The 23,844-nt window shown below is 39.4% G+C and carries 26 protein-coding genes, 1 riboswitch and 1 other annotated feature; of the genes, 4 read left to right on the top strand and 22 right to left on the bottom strand.

Annotation, left to right across the window (positions count from 1 at the left end):
- Positions 1-7: 7 nt before the first annotated feature.
- The 10 genes from D1B31_RS01705 to D1B31_RS01655 form a co-directional block, all read right to left on the bottom strand.
- Entirely contained in the window at positions 8-544 is a 537-nt protein-coding gene (locus tag D1B31_RS01705) for a GNAT family N-acetyltransferase (RefSeq protein WP_118919011.1), read from the bottom strand.
- A gap of 196 nt (positions 545-740) precedes the next feature.
- Complete coding sequence (gene tyrS, locus D1B31_RS01700; protein WP_118919010.1) at positions 741-1,985, bottom strand: tyrosine--tRNA ligase; 1,245 nt, start codon at positions 1,983-1,985, stop codon at positions 741-743.
- Between the two features lie 46 nt (positions 1,986-2,031).
- Positions 2,032-2,240 (bottom strand) — a binding site (T-box leader).
- A 207-nt stretch (positions 2,241-2,447) separates the two neighbouring features.
- The gene (locus D1B31_RS01695; RefSeq protein ID WP_118919009.1) at positions 2,448-2,981 is read right to left on the bottom strand and encodes a hypothetical protein; all 534 of its coding nucleotides are present in this window, start codon (positions 2,979-2,981) and stop codon (positions 2,448-2,450) included.
- Positions 2,982-3,546: 565 nt separating this feature from the next.
- Entirely contained in the window at positions 3,547-3,747 is a 201-nt protein-coding gene (locus D1B31_RS01685; protein ID WP_118919008.1) for a hypothetical protein, read from the bottom strand.
- Between the two features lie 787 nt (positions 3,748-4,534).
- Positions 4,535-4,936 (bottom strand): hypothetical protein, encoded by a 402-nt coding sequence (locus D1B31_RS01680; RefSeq protein WP_118919007.1) that lies wholly within the window; start codon positions 4,934-4,936, stop codon positions 4,535-4,537.
- A gap of 70 nt (positions 4,937-5,006) precedes the next feature.
- The gene (locus tag D1B31_RS01675) at positions 5,007-5,312 is read right to left on the bottom strand and encodes a hypothetical protein (RefSeq protein WP_118919006.1); all 306 of its coding nucleotides are present in this window, start codon (positions 5,310-5,312) and stop codon (positions 5,007-5,009) included.
- 246 nt (positions 5,313-5,558) lie between these two features.
- Entirely contained in the window at positions 5,559-6,191 is a 633-nt protein-coding gene (locus D1B31_RS01670) for a lysozyme inhibitor LprI family protein (protein WP_118919005.1), read from the bottom strand.
- 243 nt (positions 6,192-6,434) lie between these two features.
- The gene (locus D1B31_RS01665; RefSeq protein WP_158587403.1) at positions 6,435-6,632 is read right to left on the bottom strand and encodes a hypothetical protein; all 198 of its coding nucleotides are present in this window, start codon (positions 6,630-6,632) and stop codon (positions 6,435-6,437) included.
- A 150-nt stretch (positions 6,633-6,782) separates the two neighbouring features.
- Positions 6,783-7,022: a hypothetical protein gene (locus D1B31_RS01660; RefSeq protein ID WP_118919003.1), complete on the bottom strand. Its 240-nt coding sequence runs from the start codon at positions 7,020-7,022 to the stop codon at positions 6,783-6,785.
- Positions 7,023-7,215: 193 nt separating this feature from the next.
- A complete protein-coding gene (locus D1B31_RS01655; RefSeq protein ID WP_118919002.1) occupies positions 7,216-7,431 on the bottom strand; it encodes a DUF6366 family protein in 216 nt (71 codons plus the stop codon).
- 306 nt (positions 7,432-7,737) lie between these two features.
- Between D1B31_RS01655 and D1B31_RS01650 the strand changes: the two genes are divergently transcribed.
- Positions 7,738-8,214 carry a DUF4240 domain-containing protein gene (locus D1B31_RS01650; RefSeq protein ID WP_118919001.1) on the top strand — a complete coding sequence of 159 codons (477 nt, stop codon included), beginning with the start codon at positions 7,738-7,740 and terminating at the stop codon, positions 8,212-8,214.
- 112 nt (positions 8,215-8,326) lie between these two features.
- On the opposite strand, the gene D1B31_RS01645 is transcribed toward D1B31_RS01650, so the two are convergent.
- A complete protein-coding gene (locus tag D1B31_RS01645; RefSeq protein WP_118919000.1) occupies positions 8,327-8,896 on the bottom strand; it encodes a branched-chain amino acid aminotransferase in 570 nt (189 codons plus the stop codon).
- A gap of 552 nt (positions 8,897-9,448) precedes the next feature.
- A riboswitch (cyclic di-GMP riboswitch) is annotated at positions 9,449-9,532 on the top strand.
- A gap of 34 nt (positions 9,533-9,566) precedes the next feature.
- Here D1B31_RS01645 and D1B31_RS01635 point away from each other — a divergent pair.
- Positions 9,567-12,611: an Ig-like domain repeat protein gene (locus tag D1B31_RS01635; protein ID WP_158587402.1), complete on the top strand. Its 3,045-nt coding sequence runs from the start codon at positions 9,567-9,569 to the stop codon at positions 12,609-12,611.
- 183 nt (positions 12,612-12,794) lie between these two features.
- On the opposite strand, the gene D1B31_RS01630 is transcribed toward D1B31_RS01635, so the two are convergent.
- From D1B31_RS01630 to D1B31_RS01580, 11 genes are all read right to left on the bottom strand, one after another.
- Positions 12,795-13,583 (bottom strand): nitroreductase family protein, encoded by a 789-nt coding sequence (locus D1B31_RS01630; RefSeq protein ID WP_240035115.1) that lies wholly within the window; start codon positions 13,581-13,583, stop codon positions 12,795-12,797.
- Between the two features lie 360 nt (positions 13,584-13,943).
- On the bottom strand, positions 13,944-14,600 hold the full coding sequence (locus D1B31_RS01625; protein ID WP_118918997.1) for a hypothetical protein: 657 nt from the start codon (positions 14,598-14,600) through the stop codon (positions 13,944-13,946).
- Between the two features lie 91 nt (positions 14,601-14,691).
- On the bottom strand, positions 14,692-14,976 hold the full coding sequence (locus tag D1B31_RS01620; RefSeq protein WP_118918996.1) for a hypothetical protein: 285 nt from the start codon (positions 14,974-14,976) through the stop codon (positions 14,692-14,694).
- A gap of 293 nt (positions 14,977-15,269) precedes the next feature.
- Positions 15,270-16,001, bottom strand: coding sequence for a DUF4386 domain-containing protein (locus D1B31_RS01615; protein WP_118918995.1), 732 nt, complete (start codon positions 15,999-16,001; stop codon positions 15,270-15,272).
- Positions 16,002-16,043: 42 nt separating this feature from the next.
- Entirely contained in the window at positions 16,044-16,268 is a 225-nt protein-coding gene (locus tag D1B31_RS01610) for a helix-turn-helix transcriptional regulator (protein WP_118918994.1), read from the bottom strand.
- Between the two features lie 2 nt (positions 16,269-16,270).
- Positions 16,271-16,717, bottom strand: a complete 447-nt coding sequence (locus D1B31_RS01605) for a hypothetical protein (RefSeq protein WP_118918993.1) — start codon at positions 16,715-16,717, stop codon at positions 16,271-16,273.
- Between the two features lie 221 nt (positions 16,718-16,938).
- Complete coding sequence (locus D1B31_RS01600; protein ID WP_118918992.1) at positions 16,939-17,922, bottom strand: alpha/beta hydrolase; 984 nt, start codon at positions 17,920-17,922, stop codon at positions 16,939-16,941.
- 26 nt (positions 17,923-17,948) lie between these two features.
- Positions 17,949-18,215, bottom strand: coding sequence for a helix-turn-helix domain-containing protein (locus D1B31_RS01595; RefSeq protein ID WP_118918991.1), 267 nt, complete (start codon positions 18,213-18,215; stop codon positions 17,949-17,951).
- A gap of 197 nt (positions 18,216-18,412) precedes the next feature.
- Positions 18,413-19,828: a transposase gene (locus D1B31_RS01590; protein ID WP_118918990.1), complete on the bottom strand. Its 1,416-nt coding sequence runs from the start codon at positions 19,826-19,828 to the stop codon at positions 18,413-18,415.
- A 249-nt stretch (positions 19,829-20,077) separates the two neighbouring features.
- Complete coding sequence (locus D1B31_RS01585) at positions 20,078-21,082, bottom strand: VanW family protein (protein ID WP_240035114.1); 1,005 nt, start codon at positions 21,080-21,082, stop codon at positions 20,078-20,080.
- A gap of 326 nt (positions 21,083-21,408) precedes the next feature.
- Positions 21,409-21,726: a winged helix-turn-helix transcriptional regulator gene (locus tag D1B31_RS01580; RefSeq protein WP_118918989.1), complete on the bottom strand. Its 318-nt coding sequence runs from the start codon at positions 21,724-21,726 to the stop codon at positions 21,409-21,411.
- Between the two features lie 153 nt (positions 21,727-21,879).
- Here D1B31_RS01580 and D1B31_RS01575 point away from each other — a divergent pair, with 153 nt between their 5' ends.
- A complete protein-coding gene (locus tag D1B31_RS01575; protein ID WP_118918988.1) occupies positions 21,880-22,725 on the top strand; it encodes a VOC family protein in 846 nt (281 codons plus the stop codon).
- Between the two features lie 35 nt (positions 22,726-22,760).
- Positions 22,761-23,825: an LLM class flavin-dependent oxidoreductase gene (locus tag D1B31_RS01570; RefSeq protein ID WP_118918987.1), complete on the top strand. Its 1,065-nt coding sequence runs from the start codon at positions 22,761-22,763 to the stop codon at positions 23,823-23,825.
- The last annotated feature ends 19 nt before the right edge of the window (positions 23,826-23,844 follow it).

The following is a 23,844-nucleotide window of genomic DNA, read 5'->3' as shown; positions in this document are numbered from 1 at the left end:
ACATCTTTTACTGCTTACTCATAAACTCTTTCTTTAAAACCCCCATGATAATTATGTCATGCCATTTTCCATTTCTATATAAATTTTCTCGCATTACTCCCTCTTTAGTAAAACCAAGTTTATTATAAATATGTATAGCCCTCTCGTTGAGAGAGAATACACGAAGTGAAACACGATGTAAATTTAATTCCAAAAAAGCATATTCAAGTAACAATTTTAGAGCTTCTGTACCATATCCCTTACCCCAAAATTCTTTTTCACCAATATCGATAATACATTCAGCATTTCTATTTTTTGTATCGATATTTATTAGAGACGTTACACCAATTGCCGTATTCCCTTCCCTATCCTCAATGATATAGCTCTTAGAAGACGTTGAATTAAGAATAATATTCTCAACAAAATGTCTCGTTTCATCAAGTGAATATAAATCTAATGATGGGCTTGTTGTTTTCATAACATCTAAATCATTTCTCCAAGAATGATACTTTTCGATGTCACTTACTACCATTTTTCGAAACTGAAGTCTTTTTGAACTTAACAATTTAGATCATCTCCTATATTACATTTTGACTAAACTACCCCTTTAGATCAATAAAGGATTCAACAAGAAGGTACCTCAATCTTTCCTGGATCAACGCTCCTATATCCTTCACATACTGTATATCATTAAAAGCATATAAAGGGAGAGCTCTATACTAGCTCTCCTTAAGTGAATAAAATGACAATTGTTGGGGTTACTAAGATTTCAATTGTATAAATTTACGTTTACCTACTTGGATAATCGGCTCCAATGAGGTGTTTATTTGTAAGTGAATATCATTTACTTTAACCTCGTTTATTTTAATCCCGCCATTTTGAATCATTTTCCGAGCTTCAGTTTTGGAACTTTGTAATTTCAATTCCACTAATAGATCTATCAGTGGAATTTCTTTTTCACCTTCCCATTCAACAACAGGAATATCGTCAGGTAATGTCCCTCTTTGAAAAACTGCCTTAAAGGTTTCCTCGGCCTTCTCAGCAACTTCAGCACTATGGTACATCCTTACAATCGTTTTAGCTAAATGCATCTTTGCATCTTTAGGATGCAGCTTTCCTGTTATTAACTCTTCTTTAATTTCATTCCTTTGCACCAAAGGTAAGTCTGTTAAGAGGTCAAAATACTTCAAAATCAATTCATCTGGTATAGACATCGTTTTTCCGTACATATCACTTGGTTTGTCATCCACACCGATATAATTATTTTTCGATTTTGACATTTTCTCTACACCATCAAGACCTTCAATTAATGGCAGTAAAACGACTATTTGTTTCTCTTTACCATAATGCTCTTGTAAATGTCTGCCCATTAATACATTAAAGTGTTGGTCTGTACCACCTAGTTCTACATCACTTTCTAGTTCAACGGAATCATAACCTTGCATTAAGGGGTAGAAAAACTCGTGTAAAGATATTGGTTTTCCTGTGGAATATCTTTCTGAAAAGTCATTCCTCTCTAATAATCGTGCTACCGTGATACTGGAAGATAACTTAATAACATTCTCCAGATTAAGGGTGCTTAGCCACTTTGAGTTATAAAATAGCTCGACTCGTTCCATATCTAACACTTTACTGAATTGTTCAAAGTAAGTTCTCGCATTTTCCTTTACCTCTTTATCTGTAAGTTGTTTTCTCACTACTGATTTGCCAGTCGGATCACCTATTTTGCCAGTAAAATCTCCAATAATTAATTGGATTATATGTCCATTCTCCTGAAATTGCTTAAGTTTGTTTAAGACAACTGTATGTCCTAAATGAACGTCTGGAGCAGATGGGTCTAAACCTAACTTAACCTTTAATGGCTGGTTTTTTAACAATGACTTGGCAATTTTGTTCTTTAGTTCACTCTCAGGAATGATCTCCGCTGCTCCATTACTGTAAATGTCGAACTGCCTGTTTAGTTCAATTAGTTTTTCTCTTGTTAGCTGGTCTAAATAATTTCCCATTAAGTCTCTCCTCCAGTTTCCATAAAAATAAAAAACCACGCCCCTAAAAAGGGACGTGGTTAACGTGGTACCACCCTTATTGAAGATTGCTCTTCCACTCATACGAATAACGGTTCGGTCCGTTCTTTACTACTAAAAGTTCATAAAGAAAGTTCAAGGAGGTAATTCGCTCTTATCTTTGTGCTGATTTCCACCATACATCAGCTCTCTAAAACAGGGAGATAAGTCACTACTGATTCCTGTCATTACTTTTGTATTAATTAATTTCAGAATATTTCTATATATTATAACCTGAAATAACCAAATTTTCAAATAAAAGTATTTTATTATTTTATCTTCCTTATTCCACTAACCTGCCCCGTTTGTTCAATAAGGAATTCAACAAAAAAGGTGGCTAATCTTTTCTGGATCTCCGCACCCGTATGTTTTAGTACATACTGTCACAATTTCAAACCTTCTCATCTATTTGGTCTTTTCGATTAACCTTTTTATCTCATTGGCAGAGTCAATATACCTTCGAACTAATGATTCTGGCTTATCTAAATCTGCATAAATTTCCGTTTGGAATTGAGCTGCAATATCTAATACACTTTTACCAACTAACCTATCTTGAGTTTGACTGAAATCAAGATTAATTAACTTCTTATCAGCAAACTCTACTTCAGCCAAATTACTAAGGTTATATGTCTTTTTGAGTGTCTCTTCATCAACATTCAAGAGAATGTAGGTTTGAATGATAGTGTCACAATATTCCAAGGATGCAACAAAGGCTTCTTTATTTTCTTTAGTAGGGTTTGTCACCACTTCGTTGTATGCGGTGTTTACAGGTCTAAATATTGGTTTTAGAAACAGTCTTTCTTTGGAAGTTTCAATTCTGTTGCTTAACTGGTCCTGAGTATCCTCATTTCTATCCATTATGCCAATGGCAACAAAAAACAATAACAGAATGAATCCATAAGAAATAAGTTTTTGGGTATTTTTTAAATATCTTCCCATTTAACATACCCCCGTTATGTTTCCGTGCTAAATATCATTTTCTAAAACTCTGGTTTTGCCTTTGAATAGCTTTTTCTTGTTCAACTAACCTGCTCCGTTTGTTCAATAAGATATTCAACAAAAAAGGCGGTTAATGGTTAATCCTTCATGGATCAACGCACCCTAATAAAATTTCTTTATCCTACGGTAACATTCGATACAGAGTAATAAGCAATAAGCCCTAACACTCAGAATAGTTGAATAACAATCCCAACTGAGCTACAAATTAAACCTGAAGTTGCTAATCTTCTACCATTCTCACTTGTTTTTTCTATCTCTTTTACAGATTTTCTTGATGCCGGACTCCGATAATACCTAGAACTAGACCAATAAGAGGTATAAGAATTGATAGAATTCCCATAGTTAAAGAAATTACAGAATTACTATTTGATATAGTTTTACCAACCATAACATTTCCCCTTATAATTTATAATAAAGACCACATTGCTTCTTGAACTCTTCTGCCCCGTTTGTTCAAGAAGGACTTCTAAAAAAGCGTTAATCCTCTTTGGAATAACGCACTACGTTACTTTTCATTATCTAAATCACTATCAAGAAATGTTTTTTTTGTCTGAATCTCTCCATACTTACTTTCAATAAATCGACCAATTACAGACTTGTTAATGCCAACCTTTACTGCTGTTGAAATGATCATGTACAAAATAAATAAACCCGCAATCCAAAAGATAATTAGAAATAAAAATGAAGCTCCTACACCTGAGAACAAACTATCACCTCCACCAACTACTATTAGACTTAATCTATAAGTGAATATATAGGATTCCAAATTTTAAGTGCATTTTGTTCAACAAAAAGTGCCTTAACCTTCATTGGATTAACTCACCTTTCCCCTATACCTAACTATTAACAAACCAAAGGTATATAATTGCTGTCGTTGCATATCCCCATACTCCAAATTTTATCATTTTCCCTTTGTGTACTTTATTGGATAGGTATTAGTCTAAAAGTCCAACCATAACTAAACTAACAAGTATCCATTCCCAGGTTTCCATTTCAGTTCCCCAAAAATAATAGCGTTGGCAGTATATATATTCTTTTTGTTTCTAGAAATTCCACCTTCTACTAACTCTGCCCGTTAGTTCAAAAAGGACTTCAAAAAAGCGAGTCAACCGTTCACTGTTAACTTAAGTTTAATCCAAGAAAGGAATCAGCCCGAAAAAAATGAAATAGAGCAATATTACCGCTATTTTCCATTTAGAATGTCGACAGATTACAATTAAGCTAATACATAAAATTATGAACAAAATAAAGCCTACGGGTCTTAAGTGACCTTCTAAAGGACCCGTTCTATTCAAAGTTAAAACTAAGATGGAAATGAGGGCTAAAGGAATAAAAAACCAATTATTTTCTTTTTTCAAGTAAGCTCTGATACTTTCCAAATCATTACAACCCCCTGCATTTTTATCCATATTTTAACATGCAAAATGAGATACGTAATAGATATTTCTTCTTTCACTAACCTGCCCCCGCTAGTTGAATAAGAATATAAAAATTTACTTTTCAAATCTTTTATTTAGCTCTTTCTCAATATCCGATGCTATTTCAGTTGGAATTTCAATAACATCTTGAATTAATACTTTTCCATCTTCTGTTTCAGACGTTAAATGGACAAGCAATGTTTTACCATTATCAAAGGTAACTAAAGTAAAAGTTTTTATTTCTTTACTATTGGTTCCCACTTGCTTCACAGTTTCGAACATCTTTTTTATACTCGCTTCATCGGATCCTTCTAGTAGTAACGTATTAAACTGTTTGTAATTGTTTTGTTCTGCGTATTGGAGCATTAAGGAAGAGGTGTTTAAAGGACTATGCGGTTCCCACACTTTGTTATCATCACTACACCCTGTTATTACTATTCCTAAAGAGACAATCAATAATAAAAGTAATTTATCCACTTATAAACTCCCCATTCTCATCTAGGATACTGTAAGGCACTAGTTCAAAACTCGTTAAATTAATGAGTTTTTATTTCCTGCGTAAACCAATTAAATAATAAAGTAAATAAATTGGTACGTTAACTACAAACAAAGAAATAATTAAAGATACCGGCTTTATTGTTGTGGGATTTTCCCAGGGAGAAGACATAGACATTTCATAAGGGAATGGAGGGACATAGCTCGATTGGTCCTGAATAAGAAAAGGGAACGGCAAACCAAATACTGTATTTTTAAGGTCTTCATTATTGTTTGCAGGGCTTTTAGTTGCAAATGGGGACAGTAAAACTAAGAGATTCATTAAAAATAGAAGGACTAACACAATCCTTTTTACCATCACTTTATCCCCTTTCTTAATACAATAAATTTACTTTTTATTACAATAACATTGTATCATTTATGGAAATAAACAGGTATAAAATATCTTTTCTTTAACTAAACTCCCCGCTACGAATATGGAGAGATGGAGGATAGGCTGGTATATTATCGGCAAAGGATGAGATAGGCAAAATTAAAAGGCATGAGCCCCGGTACCCCGCCAAGCTTATGCCCTATGTAAAGTTGATTAATTTTTTCAAAAGAATCATTTCATATATTTTGCAACTAATTCATAGCATCTTTCTCTTGTCAGACTTGCCTGCGTCGCTACATATTCCAGTGATTCCGTAGAACCGCCTTTATATTTTAACGATGCTTTTTTCGCACTTTCATCCCTGTATTCGATCCAGTTCTGTTGTTCTATTCTTACCTGTTCCATCTGTTCTGTGCTAAGCTGCTCTCTTAATACACTGTAGATTTTGTTCAATTCTTCATCCCAAGCTTTATATCTTTCTGCCTCTTGTTCTTCCATTTCTGCCATGATTGTTTTCGCTTCTACATTTTTGTCCGACTCCTCCATTTCATTCAATTTCTTGAGGTAGTCATCCTTCATACTTTCAGAGGTTTTCCCCCCAAGATTAGTGGCCTTCTGTGAACCTCGATCATTTGAATTTGTAGACGGATTATTAGAAGCATTTTCCTGGTCATTTTGGTTGGTGGTGTCAACACCTACAGAAGCGCTTTTTTCCAATGAATCACCTTTGGAGTCGTCTGCAGTTTGAATCGACGATTGTTTGTTGGGTTTCGCACTTGACTTGTCAGTCGAGTTTCCGCAAGCAGCCAATACGAATAAGGTTACAGTGAACAATAGCATTAAAAATTTTTGTTTCTTTTGCAATTTCAAGCCTCCTCTATATTACAATTCTAGCATAAATTTTCCATTTATTTTCCCAAGAGATTTTTTTGCAAAAAAGACCTATCCAACAATGCGGACAGGTCTCCAATTTCACGGCGAAAAACAACAATTTCCCAGTTAGGAACGTGTCGGTGAATCCACCTGAGGCCAACTGTTGCTTAGTAAAGACAGATTCCTACTTGTTAATAATTGAATGGTTAACCTAAACAGCCAATTGGGAAAAACTCAAAGTAAATTTGATACTTTCAATAAGCCAACTAATATCAGTAAAAGACCTAAATAAAACAAAGATGCCAATCCAACGAAAGGGTCTATAACAAAATCAAAAAATATTGCCCATTTTTCCTTAACAGATTTGGCTTTTTTAAAATTTGGTATAAAAGATACTATTGAGATCACGATACAAATAACACCTGCAACCAAGTATAGCGTCCCCATCATTAACACCTCTCAATATCTATTCCATGCTTATCTAGTAGGTGTCAAAAGGGCGGCTAATACTTCTTGGTTCAACGCCCTTTATTTTAAGTACGATTTCTTCTCAAACTTAACCAATAGCACTTAGCAGAAAAATCATTTATTTAACATTATAAAAATAGCACCAACAATTAGACCTATTCCTAATAAAAATAAGAAAATCCTTCTTATAATAGAGGGGAAAATCTTATAAATAATCATCATAAAGAATTCTCCACAATCCGTTGGTATGCTAGGACCGAATTGTTTAACATCCTCTTTTTTACCGAAAATAGACATCCATATAGGGAAAATACCTGCTAATATCATAAATATCGACAGTAAAACTAACTCCATTTTTCGTTCTCACTCCCCCTTCTAAAAATAATCACTTTACTGTCCTATTGTAAATAATAGCCATACTTTAACATACAATCTTAGATTATTTGTGACTATTTATTAAACTAATTTGCCCAATGATGGCACTCATTTTGATTTAAATTTATACTGTTTGCGATAAGTAATTGAATCCGTTAAAAAAGAGGCCCGCTTACCTTAAGACTATTGATGCAATGATAAAACCTATAATGATAACAAGAATCAGTACCCCAGTCCCTTTCCAACCTAAACTGCCTACTAAATCAGCAAGGCCTCCGGTATCGGCCCTATGAAACGCATCGTTCAGAGCTCCAGTTGGATTTCTTTTTAATTCTTCCTGCCTTAATCTTTCTCTTCTTCTTTCAGGTGTTTCATTTTCATTACTCATGACGACACCCCCATTTTTTATCCATCCTTAATAAAAAGAACAGCACCTATCCACTAAGGTGCTGTCCTAATTTTGCAAAAAACTCATTTGACATAAAGCCGCTAATAAACCTTAACCGTAGTCGTTGCGCTTATGGCTCCTATCGCGTCTTTCGTATTCACATAGATCGCTGTTGCCCTTTCTTTGTTCTGAGTGTTGGTTTTCCTAATTTTACTAGATTATATCCTAAATGAGAATAATAAAATATAATATATATAAAGCAGATGCTCAGAAGTCTATAGATATTCATAAGCGAGGAGTGAGTTTATGTTCAATAAATCTAAAAACATTGGGATGGATGAAAAAGAGTTCTGGAGAATAATAGATATGTTTAATTGGAATCATGCAGGTGATGATGAAAAGGTAATAAAGAAGGCTTTAAAATATTTATCAAAAAAGGCTGATGAAGATATCTTTAGGTTCGAGGATATTTTATCAAAATTGCTATATGATTTAGATGGGAAAGAATATGCAAAACATATAGGTGAAGGTGCATATGTAAACGAGAATACTTATTTTTCTCCGGATGAATTTTTATATTCGAGATGTGTAGTGGTGGCGAATGGTAGAGAATTTTACGATGAAGTTTTAAATGATCCTAAATCCATGCCAGAGGACATGGAATTTGAAGCACTCCTTTATATTGCTAGTGAAGCATTCGAAATGAAAAATGACGAAGAATATGAGTGTGTACCAAAATTTGATTATGAGACATATAGCAACGAAAGCAAATGGAAAGAGTAAAGAGCTTGGGTCACAAGCTCTTTTTGTTATTTACAATAAATTAATTCTTTTGACTGGGCAACTAATGCGTTAACAGCCTCGTTATTTGGCCTCCGAAACAACTGTATTGCACTCAGCGTTCCACTTCTTGTGCCAGGTCAAATAAAAATCTGTACACAAGATTCAGCGTTTCGCTTATTGTGCGTTCTTCATTGAAATCTTTCAACGCTTCGAGTGAAAAGTTGAAGTTCCAGATGCCTTCTCCCCCGTCAAACATGAGGCTGTAGTCTTTTTTTGCAAAACCAAACTTCTCCTGCAAAAGTTGATTCAGTCTTTCTCCGTATTTCTTCTGGATTTTTATTCCGAGCAAGGCCTGGTAGTTCCGGAAAACATCGTCGACTTCAAGGACCACCGCATCCGCATCAACCAGCTCGAACCATTGCGATTCCACATAAAGAAATTCGTTCAGATTTTTCTTCAAATAAGAAACCGGCTGCTGGACTAGATCCGCTCCACCTTTTGAAACTGTTTGCTCGGTTTCCTTGTCACTCAGTTCGATATAGGCATCCTTAAAGCGTTCCGCAGAGTTCCTTTTGGTCATGGCTCCCTCTTCAATCAGTCCCTGCTTTTCGGCATATTCAATCTCTTCCGCAAATAAAGGTTCGTTTCTTTTCAAAAGTTTCTCCATATTCGTTTTCAGCATTTTGTAATCTCCTTTAATTTAGCACTCTTTATGGTTATACCATGCCCCGCCCGGATTACAAACTTTTGCTAAAAAAAGGCCGTTAAAAGTAGAGAGTAAGTGATTTTACTAAACAACAAATCGATAAAAAATGAAGGATAATTTTAGACTTGTAAACCCTACTAAACCTCAATAACATAGTCCTTTTTAACCGCAAATTTTTTCTTTTTTTTTACTCTAGTCCATTTTTCACAACAAATAATTACAAGTACACTACACCAATGGTAGCTTAAAAAGCAGCGAACTCTTCTACTTTTATTCTATGAATTTTTTAACACCTTCTGTTAAAAATCGAAGTAGAATCGAGATGTTTTTGGTAAAAAGAGTAAGTTTTTGTCGTAAATTAATTGCTGATTGTCGACCAGAAAATGTATAACTTAACGTTTGTTTAATTTATAATTCTTGGTGGGCAGTGTTCGATATATTGAAGTGGCCACAACATGTATCTAACATCGACAAAAAAGTGTTGAAATTAACTGCTTTTTTCTCTGGAATATTGACACAATCTTTGGTTTTTAGTGGGGAAGCATTGAAATATAGCCTTAATATGGACACTTGGGCTATATGGAGCTAGTAGTGTAACCGGCCCCCCTTAGTATATTAGTAAATTTACTAAAGGGGAGTAGTAGAAATGAGCAAAAAACAGATCAGTAAATTAGGTATTGTGGCTCTAGCCAGCTCGATTGTCTTTAGTCCGATTGCCCCATCCATCCAAGCAGCACCCAGCCCTGCAAAAGAACCTACGACTAGTACTGGAACTGGAAGGACAGAATTGAACAAAGTTACTGGTGTTACAACTTTAAACCCGCTTCCTGCCCGCGTTGATAATACCATCCTACTAAGCGGCACTGTTGTAATTGATGGACCAAAGCTGGAGTTAAAAGTAAATGGGGATGTTGTGCAAGCAAAAACGAAAAAGGTCTCCGATAAGCTTTGGACGTTTGAATATCAGCACCAATTAAACGCAACAAATCTTTTGGAAAAGAAGGATGAGCAACTCACTGTTGAGGCCTATACGGTTTACGAGAATGGGAAAAATGCAGGTGCTTTTCATACAGGTGCACCAGTAATTAGCAAAACGGTCGATTTAACTCCACCAGCTATTTCCTTTAATGATTACACGAGAGATTGGACAAACCAAAGCATTACTGTGCATGCCAGTATCAATGAAGAAGGGAAACTTAATGCTAAGAGTCATACCTTCGATGAGAATGGCAGCTTTACCTTTGTTGCTACTGATTTAGCCGGTAATACGTCCCAGGAAACAGTGACGATAGATAATATTGACAAAGTTGCTCCAGAAGCGGAAGTCGAGTATTCGACCACTTCTCCTATCAATACTGACGTTGTAGCAACAATTGTGGCAAGTGAAGAGGTAACGTATACAAATGTTGATGATTTACCAGAAACAATTCTTTTTGATGCGAGAGTCAAAACGCTTACCTTTGCTAAGAATGGCAGTTTTGAATTGAAATTTGTGGACAGAGCTGGAAATCCCGGATCCGTACTTGTAGTGGTTGACAATATTGATAAAGATGCCCCAGTCGGTTCACTTACTTATTCGACTACTGATTGGACGAATAAAAATGTAACCGTAACAGTGGAAATGACTGAACCCGTTGAGTTTACAAATGATGAAGCCCTTCCTAAAACTGTTAAATTCGAAAAAGTAGATGATGTAACATACAATCTTACTTTCTCAAAAAATGAAAATATAACTTTAAAATTTAAAGATGAGGCTGGCAATACCGGCGAGGTAGAAGTAAATGTATCGAACATTGATAAAGTTGCTCCTACGGCTGAAGTGTCTTATTCAATGACCGATCCGACCAATCAAGATGTCGTTGTTACTATTGAACCAAGTGAAGAGGTAACGATTCTGAACAACGAGGGATCTCCTAGTATCACCTTTACTGAAAACGGCGAGTTTGAGTTCCTCTTTGTTGATAGGGCTGGAAATACCGGCAGTGCCCAAGTTAAGGTAGAAAACATCGACAAGGTCCCTCCTGTCATCACGATAAGCGAGTATACAACGGATTGGACAAATCAGGATATTACAGTAACTGCCAGCATGGATGAAGAAGGAACACTAAATGAAGAGAGCTATACATTTAAGGAAAATGGCAGCTTCGAGTTTGTGGCGACAGACCTTGCCGGGAATGTTACTAGACTTACCGTCGTAATTACCAACATTGACAAGATCGCTCCTGAAATTACAGTCAAGCCTTATAACACAGACTGGACAAATCAGGACATTACTGTGGAAGTCAGCATGAATGAAGAAGGCACATTAAATGCAACAAGCCATACCTTTACCGAAAACGGCACATTTATTTTTGTTGCAAAGGACCGTGCTGGGAATGTAACCGAACTTCCAGTTACGATTTCCAATATTGATAAAGTAGCTCCAGAGATTATCGTTGAAGATTATATTACTTCTCCAACTAATAAAGACATAACCGTGAAAGTAAGCATGAACGAAGATGGTACACTTAATCAGGAAAGCTATACTTTTAAGGAAAATGGAGAATTTGAATTTATTGCAACTGATCGGGCAGGCAATGAAACAAAGAAGAAAATTGTTATAACAAACATCGATAAGGTTGCACCAGTCATTACAGTATTTAGCTACAACACTTCCCCTACAAACCAGGATGTCGTTGTAACAGCTGAAACAAATGAAGGTACTCTAAATGCGACAAGCCATACATTTACGGAAAATGGATATTTTGATTTCATTGCGACCGATGCGGCAGGTAATGAAACCGTTGAGCGGGTTATCATCACCAATATTGACAAAACAGTGCCAGTCATTACTATCGATCCTTACAACACAGATCCAACAAATAAAGATGTTGTAGTAACGGTTAAAACGAATGAAGGTACTCTAAACGCGGCTTCTCATACTTTCGAACAGAATGGCAAATTTGACTTTGTTGCAACTGATGATGCAGGTAACGTTACAACAGTAACTGTAAAGATTACTAATATTGATAAGACACCGCCAGCCGTAAGCAATGTAATCAATGGATTTGCTTATAATACCAATGTTGCACCTGCTTTTGATGAAGGAACGGCTACATTAAATGGAGGTGACTTCACTTCCGGTACAACTGTTTCTGCTGAAGGCAACTATACATTAGTGGTTACTGATGCAGCAGGAAACCAGACAACCGTTACCTTTACAATTGATAAAACAGCTCCAGTCATAAGCGGCGTAGCAAACAATCAAACTTACAAGGTAGACGTTACTCCTACTTTCAACGAAGGAACAGGGACATTGAATGGCAACACATTCCTTTCTGGCACCCCGATCTCTGCCGCAGGGACGTATACACTTGTTGTTAGAGATGTAGCCGGAAACGAAACAACAGTTACTTTTACAATTGATAAAACAGCACCTAAGCTAACAAATGTGACAGCTGTAACCATTCAAAAGGACAAAACAACGACCGTTTCTGGTGGATTTGCTGAGCCAGGTGCAGCCATTAAAGTATTCTTAAAAAATAACAATGGTTCAAAGGGCAAGGAAGTTGGAAACAATACAGTCGATGAAAAAGGCAGTTTCAGTTTTGATCTTAGGGAAGTAATTAGTAATAATACTGACTTATTTGTAACCGCTACTGATAAAGCAGGTAATACTTCGGAAGTTACAGTTACTGTTGTTAATAAATAGGTTGATTTGCTTTTGAATTAAATAGACTACCTGTCCCAAAAGACAGGTAGTCTATTTCTTTGTTTTGTTATGAAGTAAACCTCATTCAAAAGTCCATCTCCTAATGATCCGGTTCACCATGCATATGTATAGGGATTTAGTTTACTTAATCACACTCTTTCCATTGTCCTAGTCCAGCACCCCTCACTCATTCTCCATAAAATTCTGCTTCTCTAAGTAGTCCAGCACAGTCTGTGAAAACTCAAGGTGGGATTCCTTTGTATACTTGGCGATGGTATAGACTTGAGCGAGATTCTTCAATCCCAGCCGTTCGGTCATTTCCTTCAGCCTCGGGACGCTCATGTAGCGGTTCCATCCCTTTTCATTTCTGTCTTTATAGATTTCTTGAATGTCTTCATTAGAATAATCTTTATAAGTTTCATAGTGAACGAGCCCATGTCTTGGCAATCGGTCGCGTGGTGCAGGGTTTTCCGCCGGATACCCTAATGAATACCCTACAACCGGCACGACGTTTGGTGGCAGGTTTAGCAGTTCGCCAATTTGGTCGCAATTGGCAAGCGTTGAGCCCATATAGCAAATGCCGAGCCCCGCATTCTCCGCAGCTAACGCACAGTTTTGCGCGGCCAAAGTCGCATCAATGGCACCGATCATAAAGCTCATATAATTATCAAAATGGACAGGCGCATCATTAAGCGCAAGCCATTTTCTCATTCGATTAAAATCGGCGCAAAAGGTTAATAAAACAGGTGCATCGACAACCATCGATTGCTCCATATGGGCGGAGTATAATTTTTGCCTAAGTTCTTTATCTTTTGTGACGACAATCGAATAGGATTGCATATTGCCGCTTGAAGAGGCGCGGATGCCCGCATCTAAAATATAGTCGAGCAGTTCCTGGCTTACCTCCCTGTCCTCATATTCCCGTATTGATCTGTGTCCGTTTATAACATAGTTAAATTCCAAAGTAATCACTCCCTTATTATAGAACTATACCATTTTATAAGAATGTTCTGAATAGCAAAATTTCGTTTTGCGAAAAAGTTTCCGAGGGCCCCCTGCTCAGGACGAATGTGCCTCTAATTCGGACGAATGCCCTCCTTATCCGGACGAATCATTCCTCGATTGCGACGAATACTCTCCCAATCCGGTCGAATCCCCCTCCAATCGGACGAATGCCCATGCAGATTCCCAAGAAAGACCCCGGCCTCGAACGACCGAAGCGGTTAAACGTAAAAAAGCCTCATTTTTTTGGGAAAATCGAGGCTTTTTCATAGATTAATTTAATTGTTATACTATTTTTCGAGGAAATGACTACGTCAAATAAAACTTCTTCTAAAAAATGCGTGTGGTTTTCCCGTCAATCAATTTGAAGTGAAGACCCCCATTTAATGTCCCTCCTGTGATATGGTTTGGAACACCTTTTACTTTAAGTAATTCCTTCAAATGAATCGTTTTTTTGCGATTTGCCTCGATTGTAATCGTGTGAGGGCCAGCTAAATTCATAAGCGTTTCCATTCGTACTTCATCTTCCATGAAAAACGAATCTAAAAATACCAATTCAAATGAGACTGCTTCATTGCTTCGATTGTATAACTCGAATTTGCATTCCCCATCCAATAAGTCCTCTTCCACAGATTCAAAATTACACTCGCCATTGTTATCGTATGAAATGGCCATAATACCGCTCGCTAACGTTTCTTGGTACACTTTGATGAGAAGGTTTGGTAGGACTGCATATACGATTAATACTATTACCACTGTTCGAAAGCGATACTTTTTTATTCCTTTGACAAGCAAAATCATTGCGATAATAAACAGGACGGATCCGATGATACCGAGCAAAACAAACCCATCTTGATCTCTGATTGGAAACGACATGAATGTAGAACGGGCTTCTAACATTACATTATTAGGAAACGGGAAATATAAATACATACATATCCCTAAAATAACAACTGAACTAATGAGTGCCACTTTACTTCTAATCATCAAATTCCTCCTCTCATAATCGTATTTAATTACCCTGTAAATTTAAGAGCATCACGACTCATTTTTTTCCCCTCAATACCCAATCCCGTTACTAAACGTCTCCTCGCTCCTTTTTTGCAAAATGCAGAACGAAAAAATTTATATAAGTCAGAACAGGTATCATAAATAGATAAGCTAAATAATTAATCTGACTAACCCCAAATATCCTTTGCTCCTCATCCATACTAAATAAAACTCCCGCAGCTGTTATTATAATCACTGTATTTAGCAAAAATGCTATAAACCTGCTAAGCAATTTACTCTTTCTCTTTTTTAAGACCATAGCAGACCCAAGTGTTGAAACGAATAAAGATAATAAAAAAATAACGAAATTCACCTTTGCACCTCCGTAGATCGAATAAAACTATTTAGTTTCTCCCTTCCTTCTGCCCTTGGTTATGGATGTCCACGCCAGGGAGATAAACTTCTGAACCCATTAAGAGATGAAGAGGTTAATGGACAAGGCTACCATGCTAAAAGAGAACCTATCTAAAAAGCTTTTATTTTACCTAATTTTAACATTATAAGAATTAAGAGCATATATGTTTCACATATTTTGTTTGATGATCTTCACAAAAAAATCCACTCTCCTTGAGCGGAAAGCGGATTTCGAGAAGTACCAGACACCTACTAAGCGTGTGCTGCATTCTCCGAGCTTTGTTTAAGTGCCGAAAGCGAAGATAGCGCTGTTTCATTGAACCCTTTTGCAATGAGCCACACGGCTAAAATCATTTCATTCGCTGCTATGGGCACCGCCATAATGCCACCCCAAACAGATATTTGTTCTATGACGCCGAACATGACCAACAAGGCACAAATGAAAACTGATATTGCGCCTATGATGCCCAGGGTTGAAATAAACCTTGGTACGAGCCGTGTTTTATAGAAGATATAACTGTACATGATTGTGTTGAGGCCGAGCATAAAAAGTGGACCCATCATAAACGTCCAGTCATGGATAGCTTTTAATACTGTAGCTGAGGCTTGAAAAGTAGCGTGATTGGAGGAGGCTCCTGTTGCTGCGAATTCTTGGCTTAAGGTCAATAGGGAAAGCACACTGATTATACCGACCGTGATAACAACTGCTTCAAGGAACCTGAAGCAAACATGCCAAAGCGCGATTGTCTCGTTATACTTTCGTAAAATCGGAAACAGCGCAGTAGCCGTACCAACCACTGAAACGACAAGCATTAACTCCATGACAGCACCGAGCACCACCTGGTTGGCTTGTTCAGAACCTTTTGTAAGATAATCGGGCCCGATCAGGATTGGGTCGTATAGTTTCAGGCCGATTACCGCAGTAACGGCTGCAACTATAAACAGGACCCCGACAATTTTTGCCGCCTTCTTGTTTGCATTCATATTGATCCCCTTCTTTCAATAGATTGAATAGCATTGGCGTTTTTATTGCTTTGGATTGTCCCCATAAAAAAATACTTCTTCCAGCGGCAAGTGAAAGGCGCGAGCGATGCGGAAAGCGAGTTCCAAGGATGGGGAGTAATTTCCCTTTTCGAGTGCGACGATCGTCTGACGGGTAACGCCGACCTTGTCAGCGAGCTGCTGCTGAGTCATTTCATCATGGTTGAATCGTAATTTGCGGATATGATTGCCGACAAGATTTTTACTCACGGTTACACCCCTCTCCGATAGTGATGAAGCTTTGTCATCGAACCGGTGACATCGGCAAGGAATCCTGAAGCGATTAGAATCATGAACATCATCTGTGACGGCTGAAAAAAGACGAGCGATCCCATTGCAAAAAGAAAACCGATGACAAACACAAAAAATGAATTTCGAAATGCTTTCAAGCCGATTAACTTATCCAGTTCGTCTTCAAACGTTGGTTCCTTTTCTCTGGTCGTCATCCTAAAAACGATGTTAAACAGAATGCCGATGATGATTTGTGCGGCGATCGAAAACAAAGTGAGGATGAGGACGAAGGAACCCCAATAGTGAAAGGTTTCCACCGACTCAAGCCTGCCTCCCGGATGCCGCGGGTACATGTACAAGCAATAAACGGTGAAAATGAGAATGGTACTAAGCAACGATACAATACTTTTCTTTTCTTGATACGTCATGCTACCACCGCCTGTATGATTTAGTTTACATAGAGTAAAGTTTTGTATACTAAATGTAAAATAAACTATACATAAAGTCAATAAAATTTTACAGATAATTCCGCCTGTTTTTTAATAAAAGAGGCTTAAGTGATTTTGACCCATTCGTTCAGAGATTTGAACGCAAAAAAAAGCGAGAGAATAAATTCTTCCGCAATTTTCCGCTCCTTGTATTTATAAAGTCAACTTATAATCGGCTCAATCTGTGACTTCTCCTTGGTCGTTTGACCGAGAAAATTTTCGCTCAGCCAGGCTTCAAGTGTAGCCAACGCCTCTGGATGAAGCGGGCGTTTCAAGATTTCTTTAAATCTCTTGCCTGACTTTAAAAGGCTGAGTTCCTCTAACTGAATCCGTAAGCCGTGTTCCATGTCGTTGATGATGGCAATCTCGGCTTTTCCTTGGACAAGGGATGGCAGTTCTGATAGGACTTCCTTATCAGCTAGAACATCTTTGTCTCCGATCAAGGCGAGGACGGGACAGTTCATTGATTTTAATGCTTCTCGTGTATTGAATGCGTCATGTTCCCTGTACCATTTTGCATTTTGTTTAAAGAACAGTTGAATTTTCACGATGTCTTCCTTTGACTGTTTGAATTTCTCCATCATCTTGGCTGCCGACTTCTCGCTTTTTTCTTCTACATTCAGTAATTTAAGGAGCTTCCCGAGGACAGGCTTTTCAAGTAATTCTTTACTCCCAAGCTTCCGTTGCTTCCCTAACGCTTCGGACAAGTTATCGACTCCGCCTGATAGGAAAATCACTCCGCCAAGCTTGGTCGACGCGCCCAAAGCAGTTGCAATGATCGTTCCTTCACTATGTGCTGCCACAATGACTCTTTCCCTATCCACACTAGGATGGGATTGAAGATATTCCACCGCCGAGCGGGCGTCTTCCACGAGGTCCCACATACCGGCTGCCAGCCAGTCACCGTCCCGCTTTCCGGTTCCCCGCTTATCATAGCGAAGTGTCACAAATCCGATACTTGTAAAGAAACCGGCCATCTCCTTATAGAGATTTGTTTCAATTTTCCCTTTCGGAGTGTTCCCATCCCGGTCCAGCGGCCCTGAGCCGGCAATCAGTAGAATGGCTGGGTGTCCCCCTTCACCCGCCGGCAATGCCAATCTTCCATAAATCGGATCCTTCTCCCCAAACTTCACTTCTTTTTCCATCCCAATCCCCCCATTTACCTGTTCTATTATTGATTTTCCGGAATGATGATTGTTGCAAGATTCCGTGGCTTCCGTTCACTGGATGATTCATTCTTCATCGCCTCGCCAATCAGGCTGCCCATTTTTCGGGCTAATTCCATGAACTCTTCGTCAGTCAGATGCATTCTGGCGACACGGTAGGAAACGCCGTCCCTTCGCAAATCATAATCGATGGATAAATATTTCTCATACGTGCCCATTAATTCTCTGACGCTCTCCCACCCATAAATGGAGGGGGTTCCACCTTTAAACAACCTCAGCTCTTCCCTCTCCTTGAAACTCCTAGTAGAAAGACTTCGCTTTGGTCTAAAAGGCTTCGACAGCCAAAATCGTTCTAATGCAAATAATCGAAACAGGACTATTTACATGGGCTCGGATTCCCTTGCCGCTCACAACTTATTGACTGTTTCGGGGTACGTCTGCACCGAGAGAATGAACCTGTTCTCAAAGGTTATAATCCAAATGTAGAAACGAACTTCTTTTCTGGCTTCATTATTTTCATTTTTGTTATACATTCATTCAAAACGATGGAGAATCGAACCCATTCCCTTTTCGCCTGTTTGGTTCCTAGACGATTGGTTGTGGTAACATACCTGGCTAGAAACGCACTGTACAAATCGCGTTGTGCTTCAACACCGCATTCACAAATATGCCAACGCTCTTTTAGTCCTCTTTTCTTAACCGCACCGCAATGGCAGGACTGAGACAACTTTGTGGAGTAGGTAGGGAATTCCCTGAATATCCCACCTTGCGAATCCACTTTTCTCTTTAATATTTTCAAAAACATACTTGGTGCTTTCTTGCCAATACTTTTGCCGAACATCTTCTGAAATGCTTTATAAGAGAGTCTTTCTGTGTGGATGGAGGAGGCTAGTTGAAGGATTTGATTCGTATCCCGTCCATGGAGCTGTTTTCTCACTTCTTTTATCTTGCGTTCCAATTCCCTGTATGCTGAACGGGTCCTGATGTAACGATGGGAGTTGGTCCATTTCTTTTTTCCTTTTTTCACAACGCCATTGCTTTGGTAATTTTTTGGGTTGTTTGCCCGACGTTGGCGATCCAACTTACGGTGTAGTTTTCTTTTTTCTTTATCAAGGTAAACCACTTCCTCGCAAAATTCTTTTAATTCGGCTTTGGATTCCCCGACAATCGCGATTGTGGATGGACCGATATCCAGCCCGACTTTTTCTTGTCCTAATGAATATTTCTTGTAAGGATGGCCTTCAAGGATTATTTGGACATAAAACCGATTTTTCCCCTTTACTTCCTTTTTAATCAGTCGACAATATTTTACCCTTTGCTTTAAGGCGTGCTGCATCCATTGGTCTTTGGGGTCGATTAAGCACTTGAATGAAAGGTTCTTACCGACGAAGAGATAACCATTGGAGTACGTAAGGAAGGTTTTGTTGTTTTTGCCCTCTAAAGAGACAAACTCTCCTTTTCGTTTAAACCGTACCTTTTTCGCTTTCTTAAAGGCCAATTTTTGTACCGCTTTGAAGGCTCTAGTCGAGATTTTTTGGCAAATGTGCGGCCCTAAATGTGCGGCAATAAACTTTGAATCATTTTTCGTTTTTGTACCGAAGGACTGAATCGAATAATCCGTAAAACCAAATGTTTCATTAAGATGTTTAAAGTTTGCCCGGCGTTTTTCAATCTCTTCCTCCACGGTTTTGAATAATTGAACCGTCTCTTTATACAATTCAGTATATTGGATCGCTTTCAGCCTCTTCAAACTTTCCCCGAGACAGGCATTGTAAAGTTGCCGGGCGCATTCTGACAACACAAAAAGCTGTTTTTCTGCTTTCGTATCCGTTTTTAGCCGGATCGTGGCAATAAAAGAGGGAGTCCGATCTTTTGGTGAAGCCATGGCCTTACACTCCTTTTTGATTTTCAAGAGTATACTACGTTATAATTGCGTTTATAATTATTAGACTTTTCATACTTCTATAATAACAAATGGATAAATCGAATACAATTATTTTGAGAACGTTTGTTCGAAAAAAGAAAATAACAACCTAACCCCATGCATGAATACAGGGGCTTGCGGTTGTTTTGTTTTTGGTCAAAAAGAACAACGATCCGCTTTCCTCTTTAGGAGAGCGGATCCTGAATTGGCCTACACCCGTTTCTTAATAGAACCTTTATACTTGCTCGCAGTCCTGATTTCTACGGTCAATGAACCCCTTTTGTAAACAGTTTTGACGAGAACCGGCGCCCCGCTTGTGTTTTTAAACTGAAAGTCCTTTCCTCCGTAAGAAACGGTTGCATCTCTTCCTTTCGGCACGTAGCCAATATTTAAGGAGTGATGGTGCCACTCGACATACTCCACTCCAAGCTGGTCGACTGCGTTAAACAGAGTGGAAGATGTCTGGCAGATGCCGCCGCCGATTCCCATGACGAGTTGTTTGTTGACGATTTCCTTGGCAGGCTGATAGCCATGGGCCTCGTCACTCGGGCCGACCGTCGTATTAAATGAGAAAATATCTCCGACTCCGACAATTACATTGTTGATTGCATTCGCTGACAGCTCAATGTTTTTCGACCTGCCGGCAACTCCGCCGTCAAAATGGGTCGTATAAGAAGCAACCAGCACTTCACCTAAATGTGCTGCATCCTCAGCCTCATAATTACTCTCTGTTGTATAAACCGGCAAAACCACATCGCCGCCTTCTGCTGAAGCGTTCATCACACTGGCCACCAATTCGGCTTCTTCAAGGATGATCCGCGGTTTCCCTTTGATGATGTTGCCCTTCGCATCAATCCGGTCGAGCGAGCCGCGTTGGTCGTATCCAGGCTGGCCGTCATTTCCTCTAGCCAATTCACTCGCCCATTTTTCGATTTCCTTTTGATATTGCTCATTGTTCGTTCCATATTCCATGTCTTTCGGAATGAAGGCATGGATGGCATTGCTTTTAGCCGGATCTTTTATATAGACGACTGCGACGGAAGGTTTTTCAACGGTTTCCTCTGCAGGCTTTTCCGGCTTCGATTCAGCTGGCCTATCTGCCGCTTTTACTGTTTTCTGGTCTGCTTTTTTGCCATCGTCCACCTGTCCTGAACAACCCGCCAAGCCTATGAAACTGCAAATTAACAATACTGAAACCCCTCTTGTAAACTTCAATCCTCTTCCCCCAACCAAGCTTTTTTATATTTTTTCAAAAATTCGCTTTATTATTATATTCTGTTCTTTATAAAGATATTCCTTTGAATTTTTAAAATTTATTGTAAAAAACTTGAATAAAAAAAGGATACAAACTGGGACAAATAACGACCCATTGTATCCTTTTTTATTGGTTGTTGATTTCCGCTCCGGGCACTCAGCGCCGCGCGGGGCGTCAGTGGAGCCTCCTCGGCGCTAAAGCGCCTGTGGGGTCTCCACCTTGCCGCTACATCCCACAGGAGTCGGTGCCCTTCGTTTCAATCAACTTATTTCTTTAAGTAATCCATTTATTGTGATTCTGCTTCCAGCCAGGTTTGGGACCATTTTTCTATGTCTTTCATTAACGGTTCTAATGCTTTGCCTTTGTCGGTGAGTGAGTACTCGATTCGGACGGGGGTTTCGGGATAGACTTTGCGTGTGATGATTCCTTCACTCTCCAAATCCTTTAGCCTCTCGGAGAGCACCCTTCCGCTAACGCCAATGGAAGATTCGATGGTACAGAAACGCTGTGGACCCGATAGGAGCTGGTAAATAATCAGTCCAGTCCATCTCTGGCTCAGCAAGCCCATGGCTTTTTCGAATCTAGGGCATATTGATTTATCCAACTTGATCAGCTCCTTTTAACTCCATTATAACCATTTAAAAAAAATATTAAATTACTTTTTATTATTTTACCTACTTGACGTAATTTATTTACTAAAATATAATTACTTACATAAAGTAACTTACTAATAAAACAAATCAGAGAGGTGACATACATGAACTTCCATCGTGAGCCTGCAACATTTGTTGGGCAGGTAAATGTAAAAGTGCAAGATTTAAATCGGTCGATTTCTTTTTATAAAGATGTGATCGGCTTTACCGTATTTAACCAGACGGAACGAAAAGCAAACTTGACTGCGGATGGGAAGACCGTTCTTTTGACAATCGAACAGCCGGAAGATATCGGACCGAGACAGGCTGGGACCACAGGACTTTATCACTTCGCCCTGTTACTGCCGAAACGCTCCGACCTGGCCAGCATCGTGGGACATTTTATGAACATTGGCCAGAGAATTGCTTCATCGGATCATTTTGTCAGTGAAGCTCTTTATTTATCCGACCCGGATGGGAATGGCATTGAGATTTATATCGATCGCGCCCCTTCGGAGTGGACCTGGTCCGGCCCTGAAGTCCACATGACTGTCGACCCATTGGATTTCAATGACCTGCTTTCAAGTGGCATTCCAAAGTGGGAAGGCCTCCCTGCTCATACGGTGATGGGCCATATCCATTTGCATGTTTCCGAGCTGGAAAAAGTTGAGGAATTTTATACAAAAGGACTCGGATTTGAGGTTGTGAACCGTTTCGGCAGCCAGGCGCTGTTTCTTTCGACAGCGAAATATCATCACCATATTGGATTGAATACGTGGAATGGCGTTGGAGCACCAAGGCCAAGCAAAAATAGCCCCGGCCTTGAGTCCTACACGCTTGTCCTTCCTGATGAGGAATCAAGAACTGCCGTTATGGCGAATCTGAAGTCGATCGGTGCAAGCGTCACAGAAGAAAATGGATTATTTGTCACCGAGGATCCTTCCGGGAACCGAATTGTCCTAGAGGTTTAATTTTGTAAAATTGGAAGCGGAAGGAGGGAAAAGCAATGATGGAAATCGGACTTTATACATTGGGAGACATTGGCCCTGAGCCCTTCAGCGGTAAAACCATAAGCGCTCATCAAAGAATAAGGGAAATTATCGAAGCAGCAAAACTCGCGGAGGAAGCGGGACTTGATCTCTTCGGGGTTGGGGAGCACCACCGGCTGGACTATGCGGTTTCCTCGATTCCAGTTGTGCTTGCGGCGATTGCCCAGGTGACGAGCCGAATCAAGCTAACAAGCGCCACAACCGTTTTAAGCACGGTCGACCCTGTCCGTCTGTTCGAGGATTTCGCCACTTTGGATCTTATTTCCGATGGCCGTGCCGAAATCATTTCCGGCCGGGGAGCGTTTATAGAGTCTTTCCCTCTGTTTGGATATGACACAAATGATTATGATGCTTTGTTCACTGAACATATTGAGTTGTTTTTAAAATTGAATAAGCATAAACGTGTGACATGGAACGGTCAATTCCGGCCTCCATTGCGGAATGCCGAAATTGCGCCGCGTCCCCTTCAGGAAGAACTGCCAATCTGGGTTGGCGTCGGTGGCTCGTCTGAAAGTGCTGCCCGCGCCGGCAGATTAGGAGTCGGTATGGCGATTGCGATGCTCGGCGGACAACCAGAACGATTTAAACCGCTCGTCGATTTATACCGCCGAGCGGGAATGGAAGCCGGCCACCCTGCCGAGCAGTTGAAGGTCGGCATTACTGGCCATGGCTACATTGCAAAAACGACCCAGCAGGCAAAGGATGAATATTATCCTTATTACTCAAATTACTGGTCATATGTCAATCGCCAGCGCGGGATGGGCGGCACGATCTCACGTGCTCACTTCGACCAGATGGCTGCACCGGATACTGCGTTGTTTGTCGGCAGTCCGCAGCAGATTGTCGAAAAGATTCTTTATCAGCATGAATTGTTTGGCCACACACGCTTCATGGCGCAGATTGATATCGGCGGCCAGCCGTTCAAAAAAGTTGCGGAAGGCATCGAGCTGTTAGCAACACAGGTCGCTCCAATTGTCCGCAGGGAAACAAGCAAGGAAAGTATACAAAAAGTTGCAAACTAGACATCTTAAGGCGGTGCAG

It is taken from the genome of Neobacillus notoginsengisoli, from assembly GCF_003515685.1.
Taxonomy (GTDB): domain Bacteria; phylum Bacillota; class Bacilli; order Bacillales; family Cytobacillaceae; genus Bacillus_D; species Bacillus_D notoginsengisoli.
This window is presented reverse-complemented; position numbering and strand designations above follow the sequence as displayed.